We start from the raw sequence: 15,872 nt of genomic DNA, 5'->3' as shown, positions 1-15,872 counted from the left end.
TGCGGGGGAGTATAGTCGGACGAACGCCGGAAGGCACGTCGCGCTGCGAAGTCGGTTTGCGTTGCTCCCTCTCGTGAAAGATGCGCTGCGGTGGCCTGCCCCCCCACCCCAACCCTTCCCCGCGCGCGGTGGAGGGAGATGCGCGCGCGGCTAACCGGTGTTCTGGATCCCCGCCGCGATGCCGTTCACCGTCGAGACCAGCGCGCCGAGCATGTCGTCGTCCTTGCGCTCACCCTTGCGCCAGCGCTCCAGCAGGTCCACCTGCAGCAGGCTGATCGGATCGACGTAGGGATTGCGCAGCCGGATCGACAGCCGCAGGCGGTAGTCGTCGGCCAGGATACGGTCGCGTTGCTTGAGCAGCAGGATGGCGTCGCAGGTGCGCAGGAATTCTTCGGCGATGCCGGGGTACATGCGGTCGTGCAGGTCGCCGGCCAGCCGGGAGTAGCGCTCGAAGATGGCGAGATCGGACTTGGCCAGCAGCATTTCGACATCGTCGATCACCGCGGCGAAGAACGGCCACTCGCGCGTCATCTCGGCCATCGCGTCCTGGCCGAACTTTTGCACGCCGCACTGCAGCGCATGGCCGATGCCGTACCAGCCGGTCAGGCCGGAGCGGTTCTGCGACCACGCGAACACCCACGGGATCGCACGCAGGTTGTTGATGCCGCCATCGCGGCGACGCGACGGGCGCGAACCGATCTGCAGCCGTTCGATCACGTCGATCGGCGTGGCCGCGCGGAAGTAGTCGGGGAAGTCCGCATGCTCGTGCACCAGCGCGCGGTAATGCTGGCGCGACTTGTCCGCCAGTGTCCTTGCCATCTCTTTCCACTGCTCCTCGCGCGTATCGCGCGGGCGCGGGCGCAGCGTGGCGCGCAACACCGCGCCGGTGGTCTGTTCGAGATTGCGCAGCGCCAGCGCGCGGATGCCGTACTTGCGATGGATCACTTCGCCCTGCTCGGTCACCCGCATGCTGCCGTTCACCGAACCGCGCGGCGCGGCGATGATCGCGCGCTCGGTCTTGCCGCCGCCGCGGCTGACCGAGCCGCCACGGCCGTGGAAGAACATGATCCGCACGCCGTACTTGTTGGCCAGCGCGGTCAGTTCCACCTGCGCGCGCTGCAGCGTCCAGCGCGAGGCCAGCAGGCCACCGTCCTTGGCGCTGTCGGAATAGCCCAGCATCACCGTCTGCTCGTCGTTGCGCGCCTTCAGGTGCGCGCGATACGCCGGGTCCTCGAACAGCGACTGCATCACGCCAGCCGCCGCCTGCAGGTCGTCGACGGTTTCGAACAGCGGCGCCACGTCCAGCGGCACGGCATCGCCTTCGACGCAGCCGGCCACGCGCGCCAGCGCCAGCACCGCCAGCGCGTCGGCGGCGCTGCGGCTCATGCTGATGATGTACAGCCCGGTGGCATGCACGCCGTGCGTGCGGCGCACCTCCAGCACGGTGCGGAAGACCTCGAGCGTCGAGGCCAGGGTGTCGTCGTCCGGCACAGGGGCCGATGCCGGATCGTCCAGCAACACCTGCAGTCGCGACACGCGTGCGTCGACGGGACGGTCCGCCCAGCCGGCATCGCCCAGGAGTGCGGACAGCGCGGCATCGTGCACCGCCGAATCCTGGCGCAGGTCCAGTGCGGCGAGGTGGAAGCCGAACGTGCGCACGCGCCACAGCAGGCGCTGCAACGCGAAGCGGCCCGCGTGCTCGCCGCGGTGGTTCGCCAGGCTGGCGTCGATGAGCTCCAGGTCGGCGATGAAGCCGCCCAGGCCCTCGTAGCCACGCGCGTCGGCACCATTGGTCGCGGCCAGTTTCGCGCGCATCATCGCCAGCAGGCGGCGGTAGGGCATGTCCGCCTGTCGCGCCGGCAGCTTCGCGAACGCCTTGGGAAACTCGCCCGCATAGGCCTCCAGCCGCGCCAGCACGGCATCGTCCACGCCGATGCGGCCCAGCGATTGCGTCAGCACGTTGCCCAGCGCGCGCAGGTCGCTGCGGTAGCGCTCGATCGCATTCGCGCGCTGCGCATCCAGGGCGGCACGGATGGTGTCGGCGTTGACGTTCGGGTTGCCATCCATGTCGCCACCCACCCAGGTGCCGAAACGCAGCACCTGCGGCAACGCGATGCGGCGCCCGTACACCGCTTCCACCGCATCGGCGAAGGCTTCGTAGTACACCGGCACCACGCGGTACAGCGTGTTCGACAGGTAGTAGCCGACGTGGTCGACCTCGTCGCCGACGGTCGGCTTGCTGGCCGGCACGTCCGAGGTCTGCCACATCGATGTCAGCGACAGCAGGATCCGCGCCAGGTCCGCCTTGCGCTCGACCGGCGTGCGTGCGCGGTCGATGTCGGCCACGAGGCGTTCGACGATGGTGCGCTCCTTGTCCAGCATCACCCGGCGCACGGCCTCGGTGGGATGCGCGGTGAACACCGGCTCCACCCACAAGCGCGGCAGGGTGGCGACGAGTTCCTCGAAACTCACCCCGTCGGCCTGCAGGTCGCGCAACACCGCCTCGAAGCCGCCCGGCTGCGGCTGGCTGCTGCTGCGCTCGTAGTCGCGGCGGCGGCGGATGCGATGCACGCGCTCGGCAAGGTTGATCGCACCGAAATAGGCAGCGAACGCGCGCACCACCTTCTCGGCATCCTGCAGCGGCACCTGCGACAACTCGTTCGCCAGCGCGTCCACCGGCAGGCCCTGCTCGCGCCGCGCGATGGCCGCGCGGCGGATGCCTTCCACTTCATCCAGCAGCGCTTGCGAACCCTGCTCGGCCAATACGTCGCCCACCAGCGCGCCCATTCGCCGCACGTCGTCGCGCAGCAGGGTGTCGGTCTCGGCGAAATCGAGGTGTTCGCGCAGGGGCGCGGCGGGAAGGGCGGTCATGGCCCGAAGGCTAACGCATTCCTATGCAACAGCGTTGGTTTCAAACGCGACTATCCGAGCATTAGCAACCCATGCTCGCCACATTGCCTCCGTGTTTCGGCAGCACTCCATCACTAGAACTTTGTGTTGCTTGAAAGCACCCACCTACATCAAATTGAATGAAACATGTTTCCACGAAGAGCCCAAGTCGGACCATATGCCTCGGCACTACCGCCATAGACACCAGCACCGCACGAGATCGCATTGATTTCATTTTCAGTCAGACCACTCAGTTCTGAATGCACATGCCCAGTTGCGAGCCAGGTGAAATCACAGCTCGTTTCACGTGAAATTCGAAGCAAGCTGACGACAGACGGAAGGCACTTGCCAGTTTCCCAATGCCCTAGAGTCGCATGAGAGACATTGATTCTGCCGGCCAACTGCCTGATGGTCATACCGGACTGACTGCGTACCTGTCGAATTCGGGTTCCTAGCGACATCCGAAACCTCCTTGTTATGTTTTGTCTAAAATTCCTAGACAAATTCAAAATTGATCTTGCGCATCAACGCCTAGGCGAGACAATAGTTACTCGGGAAAACGTACCCAACTTCGACATATCGCAGCACCATAATTTTTGCGTATGCATCATGGCAACACATCGTCGTTTGAAAAGTACTCTTTGTCTAACAAATTTTGTAGGGAATCGATCGTGACTATTAGAAATCTATCTGAAGTTGAAACCACTGCCATCACTGGTGGCAACTGCAACCCGGCAAATGGAGATGGTTGCGCTGCACAAGCTATCGCACTTGCATTTTTCAGCCCAGAAAAATCGGAGAAAGTTACTGACGGAGATGATGGCGGCAAGATGAGCAAACAGTACTAATATTGGGTTCATCTTCGACTTGGGCTCATCTTCGCTGGACAAATATCCTTCCGATATATTCGAGTCTCTGCTCCAGAGAGCTAACGGATGAGTCGTAATCCCCACAAGCAGAGTTAATGTTGCTTGTGGGGATCAGTATGCGAACTCGCGGAACACCCGGTCGATGTCGCCGTTCCACTCACCGTGGAACAGCTCCAGCTTGCGCTCTGCAGGGGTCTGGCCGGACTCGACGATCTCGACCAGCGCATCGAGGAAGCCGGTTTCGTCCATGCCCTTGCTGTTGAGCCGCGCACGGCGGCGCAGGCCGGCGACGGAAACCTTCAGCGCTTCGCGCGCCAGTTCACGGAGGGTGCCACCCGGCGCAGGCGCGCCCAGCGCCATGCGCGGCACGGCGTCGCGCATGGCATTGCGCTCGGCCATCGAAAACCCCTTCACCAGGTCCCAGGCGGCGTCGAGCGCGGCATCGTCGTACAACAGCCCGGTCCAGAATGCGGGCAGCGCGCACAGCCGGTTCCAGGGGCCGCCATCGGCGCCGCGCATTTCCAGGTACTTCTTCATCCGCACTTCCGGGAAGGCGGTGGTCATGTGGTCGTTCCAGTCGCGCAGCGTGGGCAACGCGCCCGGCAGCACCGGCAACCGCCCCTGCAGGAAGTCGCGGAAGCTCTGGCCGCTGGCATCGTGGTACACGCCATCGCGATAACTGAAGTACATCGGCACGTCGAGCAGGTAATCGACGTAACGCTCGTAGCCGAAGCCGTCCTCGAACACGAAGTCGAGCATGCCGGTGCGGTCCGGGTCGGTATCGGTCCAGATGTGCGAGCGGTAACTGAGGTAGCCGTTGGGCTTGCCTTCGGTGAACGGCGAGTCGGCGAACAGCGCGGTCGCCACCGGCTGCAGCGCCAGCGACACGCGGAACTTCTTCACCATGTCCGCTTCACTGGCGTAATCCAGGTTGACCTGCACGGTGCAGGTGCGGGTCATCATGTCCAGGCCCAGCGAACCGACCTTGGGCATGTACTCGCGCATGATGCGGTAGCGGCCCTTGGGCATCCACGGCATCTGGTCGCGGCGCCACTTGGGCTGGAAACCCATGCCGAGGAAACCAAGCCGCAGTTCGTCGGCGACGGCCTTCACTTCATACAGGTGCGCACCGACCTCACGGCAGGTCTGGTGGATGTTCTCGAGCATGGCGCCGGACAGCTCCAGCTGGCCCGCCGGTTCCAGCGTGACCGATGCGCCATCCTTGAGCAGGGCGATGGTGCGGCCGCCCTCGTCGACCGGGTCCCAGCCGAAGCGCACCAGGCCCTTCAGCAACGCCTCGATGCCGCGGTCGCCGTCGAATGTCGGCGGGCGCAGGTCGTCGAGCCGGAAGCCAAACTTCTCGTGCTCGGTGCCGATGCGCCAGGCCTCGCGCGGCTTTTCGCCCGACGCCAGCACGGCGACCAGTTGCGCGCGGTCGGTGATCGGCGTGTCGGCCGTGTGGCTGGGGCTGGACAAGGGGCTCTCGATGGCGCCGCGGGACAGGGCGGCACTATAGCGGTTGCCACGGGGTGCATTGGCGACGCGGCGAGCGCTTCTGTGTTCCGCGCGCCGTGACGGCTATGCTGCTGCCATGCCCCGCACGACGTCCGCGCTGCGCAACCGGCATCCGGAACGGCACCGGACCGAAAGGGCGGGCTGGCTCCGTGCGGCCGTGCTGGGCGCCAACGACGGGATCGTCTCGGTGGCGGGCCTGGTGGTTGGCGTCGCCGCAGCCGGCAGTGGCGCGCAAGGCGTGCTGATGGCGGGTATCGCGGGTACCGTCGCGGGTGCAATGTCGATGGCTGCAGGCGAGTACGTTTCCGTGCGTTCGCAGCTCGATACCGAACATGCCGACCTTGCGCTCGAGCGGCGCGAGCTGCATGACTCGCCCGCGCAGGAGCTGGAAGAACTGGCCGCCATCTACCGCCAACGCGGGCTGGATGCCGCACTTTCACGACAGGTTGCCGGACAGCTGAGCGCGCACGATGCGCTGGCCGCCCACGCGCGAGACGAACTTGGCATCACCGAGACATTGCGAGCGCGCCCGCTGCAGGCTGCGCTGGCCTCGGCCGTCGCCTTCATCGTCGGCGCGGCCCTGCCATTGGTCGCGGCCCTGCTGGCGCCGCCCGGCCGCGTTGAGCCGGTGGTGATCGCCACAACCCTTGTCGGGCTGTCGCTTTCCGGCGGACTGGCCGCCTGGGCCGGGGGTGCCGCCGTTGCGCGCGGCGCCGCCCGGGTGGTGTTCTGGGGCGCGCTGGCAATGGTCGCCGCCAGCGCCGTCGGCCGGCTGTTCCAGGTTGCGCTGTAGCGTTACAGCCCCAGCCAGCCTTCGACGACGGCGCGCGCCTCTTCCACGCCCTGCTTCGACTCGCCCGAGAACGCCTGCACGCTGACCGTATCGCCATACGGCCCGGCCAGTTCGCGGCGCACGGCCAGCACCGCGCTGGAGGCCGCGCCGCGCGACAGCTTGTCGGCCTTGGTCAGCAGCGCGTGCGCGGGGATGCCGCGGCGCACGGCGAAGCCCAGCATCTCCCGATCGTAATCCTTCAGCGGGTGGCGGATATCCATCACCACCACCAGGCCCTTCAGCGCCGCGCGGGTGTGGAAGTACTGGTCGAGGAAGGCCTGCCAGTGCGCTTGCAGGTCCTGCGGCACCTTGGCGTAGCCGTAGCCGGGCAGGTCGACGAGGTACTTGCCTTCGTGCGGCGGCAGTTCGAAGTACACCAGCTGCTGCGTGCGGCCGGGGGTCTTGGACACCCGCGCCAGGGCGTTCTGGCGGCACAACGCATTGAGCGCGCTGGACTTCCCGGCGTTGGAGCGGCCGGCGAAGGCGACCTCGGCGCCGCCATCCTCGGGCAGCTGTTTGCGGGTGTGCGCGGCCAGCAGGTAGCGGGCGCGTTCGAGCGGACTGGACATGCGGACGAGTCTGGCGAAAGACGGCAGCATCGCATGGACCCGACGCCAGCGGCCTGCCCCCCGGCACACCGGTGTTTGACCGTTTCCGGGCCCGCAACCATAATTTCAGGCCTTGCGGCCGCCCTCCGGCGCCCCGCGCATCGATCCACGGAGCCCAGCAATGCGCCACGCTCGCGCCTACGCCGTCGCCGGTATCGCCGCCCTCGTGGCCGGTGCGGTCGCTTTTGCCCAATCCTCGGTCGAACCGCTGCCGGACAATCCGCCGGTCGAGACCATGCCGCTGGACGCGAACGCCGTGGCCGCCCTGTCCGAGGCCCGCCCCGGCGATCCGCAGGCCGGCGCCACGCTGGCCGGCGCCTGCGCCGCCTGCCACGGCCTGGACGGCAATGCCGAGGCCGACCCCAGCCTGTACCCGCGCATCGCCGGCAACAGCGAGCGCTACATCGCGCACCAGCTGGCGCTGTTCAAGAGCGGCGAACGCGTGGACCCGGTGATGCAGCCGTTCGCGCAGCCGCTCAGCGCGCAGGACATGCGCGACCTGGGCGCGCACTACGCCGCGCAGGCCTCGGGCGCTGGCATCGCCGACGACAGCGTCGTCGCCGATGGTCCCTACGAGGGCATGAAGTTCTACGAAGTGGGCCAGCAGCTGTTCCGCGCCGGCGACGCCTCGCGCGGCCTGCCCGCCTGCATGGCCTGCCACGGCCCCGCCGGCCAGGGCAATCCGGGCCCGGCGTATCCGCACGTGGCCGGCCAGCAGGCGTGGTACACCGCGCGCCGCCTGGAGTTCTACCGCACTGGCACCACGACCGAGCAGGACCCGGCGCTGTTCAACGTGATGGCCGACGTGGCCAGGTCGCTGACCGACGAAGAGATCCAGGCGCTGGCGAGCTACCTGCAGGGCCTGCATGTCCGCCCGGACGCACGCACGCTGGCGGCGATCCAGTCGGCCGCGGCGAATGGTCCCGCTCCTGCGCCGGCCCCCGCCCCGGCCCCGGCGGCAGACGAGGCCGACACCGAGGGCGAGGATGCCGCGCAGCCGGCCCAGGATTCCTGAGCCGCAGCCATCGGACAGGCGCTCCGCGCTTGATCCGGAACGCCGGCGCAGCCATCCTGCGCCGGCGTTTTCGTTTCCGGTATTCGATCCCATGCCCCGCCTGACCGTCCTGCTGGCCGTGCTGCTGGCTTTTGCCCCCGCCTCCGCCCATGACGGCCACGACCACGGCCCGGGCCTGCAGCCGATCGAAAACGGCATGGCCCTGCAGCCGGCGGACGGCAAGCTGGAAGTGGTGGAGGTGTTCGCCTACACCTGCGGCCACTGCGCCAACTTCCAGCCGATCCTCGCGCAGTGGAAGCGCACCGCGCCTGCGAACGTGCGCTTCGTCTATCTGCCGGCCGCATTCGACCTGCAGAACGGCTATGCACGCGCCTATTTCGCGGCCGAATCGCTCGGCGTGCTGGACCGGTTCCACGACGCGGCCTACCACGCGATCCATCGCAGCGGCGCGCTGCCCGCGCGCGGCGCGACCGCGAACGAACTGGCCAGCTTCGCCGCGACCCTGGGTATCGATGCAGCCCGCTTCCGCGTCGCCATGGACAGCCCCGCCACCGACGCGAAGATGGCGACCGCACGCGAGTTCGCCGTGCGCAACGGCATCCAGGGCACGCCGACGCTGGTGGTCGACGGCCGCTACCGCGTGCAGGGGAGCAGCTTCGGCGACACGCTGCGTCTCGTCGACGAACTGGCGAAATCGGGCGGCAGCGCCCACTGATTCACCTCCGGCCCGGTATCCTTGGCGCCTGATCCGTTTCTTTCCAGGACCGCACGCATGACCCCGCGCATCGCCCTGCCCCTGCTCCTGTCCGTGCTGCTCGCCGCCTGCGGCAGCCAGGACGCGCCCGAACCCGCAGCTCCCGCCACGGTAGAACCGGCACCGGTGGAAACCATCGCCGACGAGCCTGCCATCGACCCGAACGCACCGGTCGAAACCGCCACGCCCGCCGAAGGCGAGGCCCCGGCCACCGACGCGATCGAAGCCGCGCCCGAGACCGCCGCCGCCGTGCCGCCGCGCGGTGCGGCCACGCCAGTCCCGGGCCTGACCGTTGGCCGCGACTACGACATCATCCAGGGCGGCCAGCCCTATCGGGTCGGCAACGACATCGAAGTGGCCGAGGTGTTCGCCTACTGGTGCGGCGCCTGCGCCCAGTTCGACCCGCTGGTCACGGCGTGGAAGGCGCGCCAGCCTGCCGACGTCCGCTTCGTCTACGTGCCGGCCGTGTTCAACGAGCAGGACAACTTTCCGCGCGCGTACTACGCCGCAGAAGCGACCGGCATCCTCGACCGCGTGCATTCGCCCCTGTTCCGCGCCATCCACCTCGAGCGCAGCCTGCGCCAGAACGCCAGCGTCGACGACATCGCCGCGTTCTTCGGCAAGCACGGCCTCCCGGCGCAGGAAGCCAAGAGCACGATGCAAAGCTTCGCGGTGAACGCCAACATCGGGCGCGCACGCCAGTTCGCGATGCGCAGCGGCGTGCAGGCCACGCCGACGCTGATCGTCAACGGTCGCTACCGTGTGATCGGCCGCAGCCACGAAGAGCAGTTGCAGATCGCCGATCGCCTGGTCGCGCACGAGCGTGACGCCGCGCGATGAGCCAGCGACCGGGGCGCACATGCCGTCGCAACGGCTGAAGCTGCTCAGCGCGAACATCCAGGCCGGTTCCAGCACGCGTCGCTACAGCGACTACGCGACGCGCAGCTGGTCGCACGTGCTGCCGGCCGGGCGCAAGCGCGACATGCTCGACACCATCGCCCGCCTCGCGGGCGAGCACGACATCGTCGGTTTGCAGGAAAGCGACCCCGGCAGCTGGCGTTCGGGCTTCACCAACCAGACCCACTATCTGGCCGAACAGGGCGGCTTCGATTACTGGAGCCACCAGCCCAACCGCCGCGTCGGCAGCGTCGCGTCCAGCGCCAACGGCCTGTTGAGCAAACTGGAGCCGGTGGAAGTGTCCGACCATCCGCTACCCGGCCGCATTTCCGGACGCGGCGTGCTCACGGCTCGCTTCGGCGAGGGCGACAGCGGCCTGACCATCGCCGTGGCCCACCTGTCCCTGGGCGCGCAGTCGCGGCGCTCGCAGCTGTCCTTCATCGCCGAACTGCTGCACGACCATCCCAACGCGGTGCTGATGGGCGACTTCAACTGCCCGCCAGACCGGCCGGAGATGGACATCCTGTACCGCGGCACCAACCTGCAGCCGCCCGCCTGCGCCGTGCATACCTTTCCCAGCTGGAAGCCGCAGCGCGCGATCGACCATATCCTGGTCACCTCGTCGCTGCGCTGCGAGGGCATGCGCGCGATGCCGGCGGCGTTCTCGGACCATCTTGCGCTGTCGGTCGAACTGGAAGTCCCCGAGGCCGCGCTGGCGCGATAGCGCGCGGGATGCGCTTCGCCCGTCCCACCGTCGCCGCCGCCGCCGGGCTGGGCAGCGACGACGCCAGCGCCTACGATGCCTACACCACCGACACGCGGGTCCCGGCATGCGCACGTTCCTGATCGCCCTCCTCCTCGCCTGCGCCACCACCGTCCTCGCCACCGGGTGCGCCAGCACCGGCAAGCAGGTGTCGGCGCTGGACCGCGCGCAGTACGACTGGTCGGCGGCGATCCGCTGGGGCGATTTCGAAGGCGCCTGGAACCTGGTCGAACCCGCCTACCGCGAAGCGAACCCGATGACCGACCTGCAGTTCGAGCGCTACAAGCAGGTGCAGGTGTCGCAGTACCGGGAACGTTCCTCGCGTCCGGGCGAGGCGGAAGCCTTCCGCGAGATCGAGATCGGCCTGATCAACCGCCACAACATGACCGAGCGCACGCAGCGCTACACCGAACATTGGCGTTTCGACGCGGCGGCGAAACGGTGGTGGATCGTCGGCGGGCTACCGGATTTCTGGTCGGGGGAGTAAGTGTCCCTGTCCTGGGGCGGTTGTCCACGCGTCGCTGACGCAGACGACTGATGGTGGTGCCTGCGTCGACGCACGGAAAGACATGCGTCGTGGCGGCATGTTCTGGCTGACGCGTCGTGCGTCGGCCAATCGTGCCACCGAGGATCAACGGCATTCCGCCCGCAAGCGGGCGGGCCACTTTCCATGCTTGCCCACTGCGGGGCGAACCACGCAGCCGGTCAAGGAAGTAACCAGGGAAATGCGTTCCCCGACGGGGCTAACGTTTCAGCCTGGGCCCGACGGGATTTTCCAACACGACATCCCTGTCCCTTCGAACAACGGCCGGCCTCCGTGCCGGCCGCGCGCCGGGTCTTTCAGCAACGTTTCGGCTGGACGCAGATCAGAATCCCGAGCCTCGTCATCTCGGCGAGGCGATGTTCAGCAGCCGAAGGCTGGCCAAGCCGGGATGACGACTTTGGATTCACGGGTAAACCGCGACAGCACACCCCAGACCCGCAGGGCGCCGCACATGGCTGTGCGGCGTTTTCCGACCGAGCCGCGCCAAACGTAATCTTCCAAGCGCAACGCTTATGAACGCGTCGCCACGCGTAACGAGCGACGCACGGAAACAACTGCTGATGGCGAGTCGGAAAATCCCGACGCACTTTCGGCAATATCGTTAGCTTCGCCGGGGAAAGGCCCTTCGCTTTGGTGACTTTCTCTTGGGCCAGCAAGAAAACGTTACCCGCCCGTCCACGGGCGGGATGCCCCTGGCTCGCTATGCCATCGCTCAAGGGCTCCCAAGCCTTGCTCCTCGTCGAGGCCGGAAACTCCTGCCCGTCCCCTGTGCGACAATCCCCGCCCCGCCAGATCCGCCCGTTGCCGTGAACCTTGAAGAACTGATGGCCTTCTTCGGCCGCAACCCGATGCTGTCGATGGCGCTCGCCGGCATCACCGCCGCCCTCATCTATACCGAATTCGCACGGCTGTTCCGCGGCTACAAGTCGCTGCGCCCGGCCGAGCTGACCGGCCTGATCAACCGCGAGAACGCGCTGGTGGTGGACCTGCGGCCGATCGCCGACTTCGACAAGGGCCACATCCCCGGCGCCAAGAACGTGCAGATGAGCCAGTTCGACCCGGAAAACAAGCAACTGGCCCCGGCCAAGTCCCTGCCCGTGGTGCTGGTCTGCAAGACCGGCATGACGGCCGGCGGCGCGGCCCAGCGCCTGAAGAAGGCGGGTTTCGAGAAGGTCTACGTGCTGGACGGCGGCATCGGCGGCTGGCAGCAGGCCGACCTGCCCCTTGCGAAGGGCCGGGGCTGACCGCAGAAATGCGATAATCCCGCCCTTTCGCGTCATTCATTTCCCGGAGCAATCCCAAGATGTCCGAGCAAGCCAACAACGGCGCCGTCGCGCCGGCCCAGCCCACCGGCCCGCAGTTCAGCGTCGAGAAGATCTACGTCAAGGACGTGTCCTTCGAGTCGCCGAAGGCGCCCGCCGTGTTCAACGAGCAGGGCCAGCCGCAGCTCAACATGAACCTCAACCAGCGCGTGCAGCGCCTGGGCGACAACGTGTTCGAAGTGGTGCTGGGCGTGACCCTGACCTGCACCGCGGGCGAAGGCGACGGCAACACGATATACGTGGCCGAAGTGCAGCAGGCGGGCGTGTTCGCGCTGGCCGGGTTCGAATCCAACGTGGCCGATGCGCTGCTCGGCACCCAGTGCCCGAACGTGCTGTACCCGTACGCGCGCCAGATGATCTCCGACCTGATCCAGGCCGGCGGCTTTGCGCCGTTCCTGCTGCAGCCGATCAACTTCGACGCGCTGTACGCGGAAAGCCTGCGCCAGCGCGACCAGCAGGGTGAGCAGCGCAACGACCTGTCGTCGAACAGCGAGACGGCCGGCAACGCCTGACCCATGTCGGCGAGCAAGCCGTCGGTCGCGGTACTGGGCGCGGGCTCCTGGGGCACCGCGCTGGCCGCGCTGATCGCACGCCACGGCTACCGCACCACGCTGTGGGGCCGGGACGCGGCGGGCATCGATGCCATCGACGCCCGCCATGAAAACCCGCGCTACCTGCCGGGCATCGCCCTGCCCGACAACCTGCGCGCCACCACCGATCTCACGGCCGCCCTGCACGGGGCGGACCTGATCCTGGTGGTGGTGCCCTCCCACGCCTTCACCGAGACCCTGCACGCGCTGGCGCCGCTACGCCCGGCACACGCCGGCGTGGCCTGGGCCACCAAGGGTTTCGAGCCGGGCTCGGGCCGGTTCCTGCATGAAGTGGCGGGCGAGACGCTTGGCAGCGACGTTCCGCTGGCCGTGGTGACCGGCCCCTCGTTCGCCAGGGAAGTCGCGTCCGGCCTGCCGACCGCGCTGACCGTGCATGGCGACGATGCCGGGTTCGCGCAATCGGTGGCCGAAGTGCTGCATGGCCCCGCGTTCCGCGCCTATACCGGCGACGACATGCGCGGCGCCGAGCTGGGCGGCGCGATGAAGAACGTGCTGGCGGTGGCCACCGGTGTCGCCGATGGCATGAACCTGGGCCTCAATGCCCGCGCCGGCCTGATCACCCGCGGCCTCAACGAGATGCTGCGGCTCAACATCGCCATCGGCGGCAAGCCCGAGACCCTGATGGGCCTGGCCGGCCTGGGCGATCTTGTCCTCACCTGCACCGGCGACCTGTCGCGCAACCGCCGCCTCGGCCTGGCCCTGGGCCGAGGGCAGGCGATGGACGAAGCGGTGCGCGAGATCGGCCAGGTGGTCGAATCGCTGCAGACTGCCGACGAAGTGATGCGCCTGGCCGACCGCCACGGCGTGGAATTGCCCATCGCCGGCAATGTGCGCGATGTGCTGCATGGCGACATCACCCCGGCCGAAGGCCTGTCGCGGCTGATGGCACGCGAGCAAAAGGCCGAGTACCCGAGCAAGCTGTTCGGCTGATCGCGATACAGCCGGGTGAGCAAGCTGTGGATTCACTCAAGGTCGGGGCCTGGCCTGCCGGTACTGTTGGCGGTCTCCGGCCTGCTGTCCGGCCGGGTCCGCATTCGTGCAGATGCGCCCTCCGCAAATGACGGCATCGGAAGCATGGAACGCCTGTACCACCGGAATCGCGTCCTCATAGCGTTGCAGCGCGTCCTGGGCCGATGCCAGTTCGCGCCGGTAATAGCCCAGCACCGCCCACGCCACCAGCAACGTCAGCAACAGGGTTGTTGCCGCGGCCCCGAACCACATCCACACCGTCCTGCTTGCCCCGACCAGCTGCGCCGAGGTCGCGGTCACGGCACGGTCGTATTCCGCAGCCACCGGAGTCAACGCAGCGCGGGACTCCCTGGCGATTTGCGCGCTGGCACCGCCCACGAGGCTCCGGATGTCATGGCGGAATTGCCCAACCTCCGCGCGCAGCGACTGCACCTGCTGGTCGAATGCAGCGCCCATGCGCGTTTCGCGCTGGGCCATCTCCGAGCGCAGCATCAGGATCGCCTGGATCGCTTCCTCCAGGCCCATGCGGATCCGCGCCAACTCTTCATTCTGCATCGCCCACTCCATGGGTGTCGCTGGTATCGGGACGCGTCAGCGGCTCAGCACCGGGTCGGCCTGCCGCTGCGTCGCTTGTCGTTCCTGCATTTGCCGATGCTCGGTGGCCTGCTGCCGTGCCAGCCACTGGTCCCCCTGCTGCGCCATGTGTCGTCCCGCGGGCGATTGCGCGAACTCGATCGCAATCCGGTCGAGCTGGTCGCTGTCTCCCGCCAGCAGCGCGGAATAGGCCCTGTCGACATGGGGGTCGGCGAAGGACGTCATGCGCTGCGGCTGTTCGGCCTGCTGCGCAGCGCCTTGCCGTTGCGCCGGCGCAAGCGCTGGCAATGGCGCCGTCGGCTGCAGGCGGCGGTACTCGAACTGCTCCGCCAGCGCCCGGTTCACGGGCTCACCATCGCGGCAAGGGTCGACGATCTTGCAGTTGGCCAGATCCTGGCGTACCTCGCGCAGGCCACTGCGGTCCAGGCCGGGCACGGCGGTCGGCCCACGCGCCTGGTGCACGGTGTACTGATCAGGGTCATCGGGCAGGGGACGATGCGTGAACAGCGGCGTGTCGCGCAGGCCGTTGAGGTAGTCGGCCATGCTGTTGAACGCCATCGTCTCGGCCCCCGGATCACGGTTGCCGCCCCCCACGTTGGAATGCCCGCCCGGCATCAGCAGGTTGGCGAAGCGCCGGTCGGATGACAGGCCGGGCTGCAGGATGGCCTGGTGCGGGAACGCCACGCGTTGCTCGTGCGCGGCCGCCATGGCCACCGCGCTGATCACCGAGCCGGGCCGGCGCGCATCGAAGTCGTCGGGCAGGTGGGTCGCCACCGGGTCGTACAGCCCCATTGCCTGCGCGGCCTGTCCGGGCTCTACCAGCGGTGGGTGCGGACCTTGCACCGTGATGTTGCCGTGCGCATCGCGACCGAACCTCAGGTCGTCTGGGTTGGCGATGCCGTACTGGTCCACCAGCCGGGCCAGCCCTACCGACAGCACCGCGCCTCGGCTGTAGCCGACATGGGCGACGCGGATCTGTGCGTCGGGGTCTTGCTCACGCCATATCTTTGTCTGGGTAGCCAGCTCAAGGTATGCGTTCTCGATCCTGCCGGCCCAACTGTGCGGGATCAACGCATCCTTGTAGCGCGCAAGTGGATTGGACTGGGTACCGATGCCGGCGACGTAGTCATAGCCAATACGGTTGTCCGGGTCATCGCGCAAGATGTTGAGTTGCTCACGCAACAAGCCCACGTTCGTCAGCAATTGCTTCGGATTATCGGCGTCCTGCCCAGTGCCGTCGAACAGGCCAAAAAACAGGTATTCGTGCCGATTATCCGACCGCTGCAACACCGGCACTTCGTGGAGGTGCTGTGTCGATCGCGCTTGTTCGTACAACCCCAGATCGTTCCGCGTGAACGGGCGAGATTCTCCCTTCCTGAACAGCTCGCCCATGACAATGCTCCTTCTTTGTCAGTAGGTGTAGGTCTCGGCCAGGATCAGATCATTGCGGAAGTTGCTGTACTGATTCCCCGGCTTCTGCAACTGCCTGGTGGAAATGAAGGCACGCATCCAGACACGGATCGTGCGGTCATTCACTTCCAGGATGATCGCCGGGTCACTTGGGTATTCACCATCAGGCAAGTCCGCCATCTCGTCGCGCGGCACGTTGTGCCGGATCAACTGGTCCTTGAAGATTTCGCCAATGTCGATCTCGGCCTTGTGCGCCTGGCCATCCCGGGAGCGCCAACTC

General features: G+C 67.4%; 16 protein-coding genes and 1 pseudogene. 10 read left to right on the top strand and 7 right to left on the bottom strand.

Features of this window, described 5'->3' with window-relative positions:
- Window positions 1–150: 150 nt before the first annotated feature.
- Both ppc and E2F46_RS17875 read right to left on the bottom strand, forming a co-directional pair.
- Entirely contained in the window at window positions 151–2,871 is a 2,721-nt protein-coding gene (ppc, locus tag E2F46_RS16160) for a phosphoenolpyruvate carboxylase (protein ID WP_133323618.1), read from the bottom strand.
- Window positions 2,872–3,020: 149 nt separating this feature from the next.
- Window positions 3,021–3,350, bottom strand: a complete 330-nt coding sequence (locus tag E2F46_RS17875) for a helix-turn-helix domain-containing protein (RefSeq protein WP_133323617.1) — start codon at window positions 3,348–3,350, stop codon at window positions 3,021–3,023.
- Between the two features lie 210 nt (window positions 3,351–3,560).
- Between E2F46_RS17875 and E2F46_RS17525 the strand changes: the two genes are divergently transcribed.
- The gene (locus E2F46_RS17525) at window positions 3,561–3,737 is read left to right on the top strand and encodes a hypothetical protein (protein WP_165967503.1); all 177 of its coding nucleotides are present in this window, start codon (window positions 3,561–3,563) and stop codon (window positions 3,735–3,737) included.
- Window positions 3,738–3,869: 132 nt separating this feature from the next.
- Here the strand turns inward: E2F46_RS17525 and E2F46_RS16150 are convergent, their stop codons facing one another.
- Complete coding sequence (locus tag E2F46_RS16150) at window positions 3,870–5,246, bottom strand: glutamate--cysteine ligase (protein ID WP_341777572.1); 1,377 nt, start codon at window positions 5,244–5,246, stop codon at window positions 3,870–3,872.
- A gap of 124 nt (window positions 5,247–5,370) precedes the next feature.
- On the opposite strand from E2F46_RS16150, the gene E2F46_RS16145 reads away from it, so the two are divergent.
- Window positions 5,371–6,066, top strand: a complete 696-nt coding sequence (locus tag E2F46_RS16145; RefSeq protein ID WP_165967506.1) for a VIT1/CCC1 transporter family protein — start codon at window positions 5,371–5,373, stop codon at window positions 6,064–6,066.
- 2 nt (window positions 6,067–6,068) lie between these two features.
- Here E2F46_RS16145 and yihA read toward each other — a convergent pair whose 3' ends face one another.
- Window positions 6,069–6,674 carry a ribosome biogenesis GTP-binding protein YihA/YsxC gene (gene yihA, locus E2F46_RS16140; RefSeq protein ID WP_133323614.1) on the bottom strand — a complete coding sequence of 202 codons (606 nt, stop codon included), beginning with the start codon at window positions 6,672–6,674 and terminating at the stop codon, window positions 6,069–6,071.
- A gap of 160 nt (window positions 6,675–6,834) precedes the next feature.
- On the opposite strand from yihA, the gene E2F46_RS16135 reads away from it, so the two are divergent.
- The 8 genes from E2F46_RS16135 (at window position 6,835) to E2F46_RS16100 (ending at window position 13,549) form a co-directional block, all read left to right on the top strand.
- Window positions 6,835–7,728 carry a c-type cytochrome gene (locus E2F46_RS16135; RefSeq protein ID WP_133323613.1) on the top strand — a complete coding sequence of 298 codons (894 nt, stop codon included), beginning with the start codon at window positions 6,835–6,837 and terminating at the stop codon, window positions 7,726–7,728.
- A gap of 91 nt (window positions 7,729–7,819) precedes the next feature.
- Window positions 7,820–8,443, top strand: coding sequence for a thiol:disulfide interchange protein DsbA/DsbL (locus E2F46_RS16130; RefSeq protein WP_165967502.1), 624 nt, complete (start codon window positions 7,820–7,822; stop codon window positions 8,441–8,443).
- Window positions 8,444–8,500: 57 nt separating this feature from the next.
- A complete protein-coding gene (locus E2F46_RS16125; RefSeq protein ID WP_133323611.1) occupies window positions 8,501–9,322 on the top strand; it encodes a thiol:disulfide interchange protein DsbA/DsbL in 822 nt (273 codons plus the stop codon).
- 19 nt (window positions 9,323–9,341) lie between these two features.
- A complete protein-coding gene (locus E2F46_RS16120; RefSeq protein WP_133323610.1) occupies window positions 9,342–10,103 on the top strand; it encodes an endonuclease/exonuclease/phosphatase family protein in 762 nt (253 codons plus the stop codon).
- Window positions 10,104–10,209: 106 nt separating this feature from the next.
- Window positions 10,210–10,629 (top strand): hypothetical protein, encoded by a 420-nt coding sequence (locus E2F46_RS16115; protein ID WP_133323609.1) that lies wholly within the window; start codon window positions 10,210–10,212, stop codon window positions 10,627–10,629.
- A gap of 863 nt (window positions 10,630–11,492) precedes the next feature.
- Complete coding sequence (locus E2F46_RS16110; protein ID WP_133323608.1) at window positions 11,493–11,930, top strand: rhodanese-like domain-containing protein; 438 nt, start codon at window positions 11,493–11,495, stop codon at window positions 11,928–11,930.
- Between the two features lie 59 nt (window positions 11,931–11,989).
- Entirely contained in the window at window positions 11,990–12,520 is a 531-nt protein-coding gene (gene secB / locus E2F46_RS16105; protein WP_133323607.1) for a protein-export chaperone SecB, read from the top strand.
- A gap of 3 nt (window positions 12,521–12,523) precedes the next feature.
- Window positions 12,524–13,549 carry an NAD(P)H-dependent glycerol-3-phosphate dehydrogenase gene (locus tag E2F46_RS16100; protein ID WP_133323606.1) on the top strand — a complete coding sequence of 342 codons (1,026 nt, stop codon included), beginning with the start codon at window positions 12,524–12,526 and terminating at the stop codon, window positions 13,547–13,549.
- A 36-nt stretch (window positions 13,550–13,585) separates the two neighbouring features.
- Here the strand turns inward: E2F46_RS16100 and E2F46_RS17740 are convergent, their stop codons facing one another.
- The 3 genes and pseudogenes from E2F46_RS17740 to E2F46_RS17520 form a co-directional block, all read right to left on the bottom strand.
- Complete coding sequence (locus E2F46_RS17740) at window positions 13,586–14,155, bottom strand: hypothetical protein (protein ID WP_243720487.1); 570 nt, start codon at window positions 14,153–14,155, stop codon at window positions 13,586–13,588.
- 24 nt (window positions 14,156–14,179) lie between these two features.
- Window positions 14,180–15,574 (bottom strand): phospholipase effector Tle1 domain-containing protein, encoded by a 1,395-nt coding sequence (locus tag E2F46_RS16090; RefSeq protein WP_133323605.1) that lies wholly within the window; start codon window positions 15,572–15,574, stop codon window positions 14,180–14,182.
- 18 nt (window positions 15,575–15,592) lie between these two features.
- Window positions 15,593–15,872: pseudogene (locus tag E2F46_RS17520) on the bottom strand (hypothetical protein); the annotation flags it as partial.

It is taken from the genome of Luteimonas aestuarii (assembly GCF_004357985.1).
Lineage (GTDB): Bacteria > Pseudomonadota > Gammaproteobacteria > Xanthomonadales > Xanthomonadaceae > Luteimonas > Luteimonas aestuarii.
This window is presented reverse-complemented; position numbering and strand designations above follow the sequence as displayed.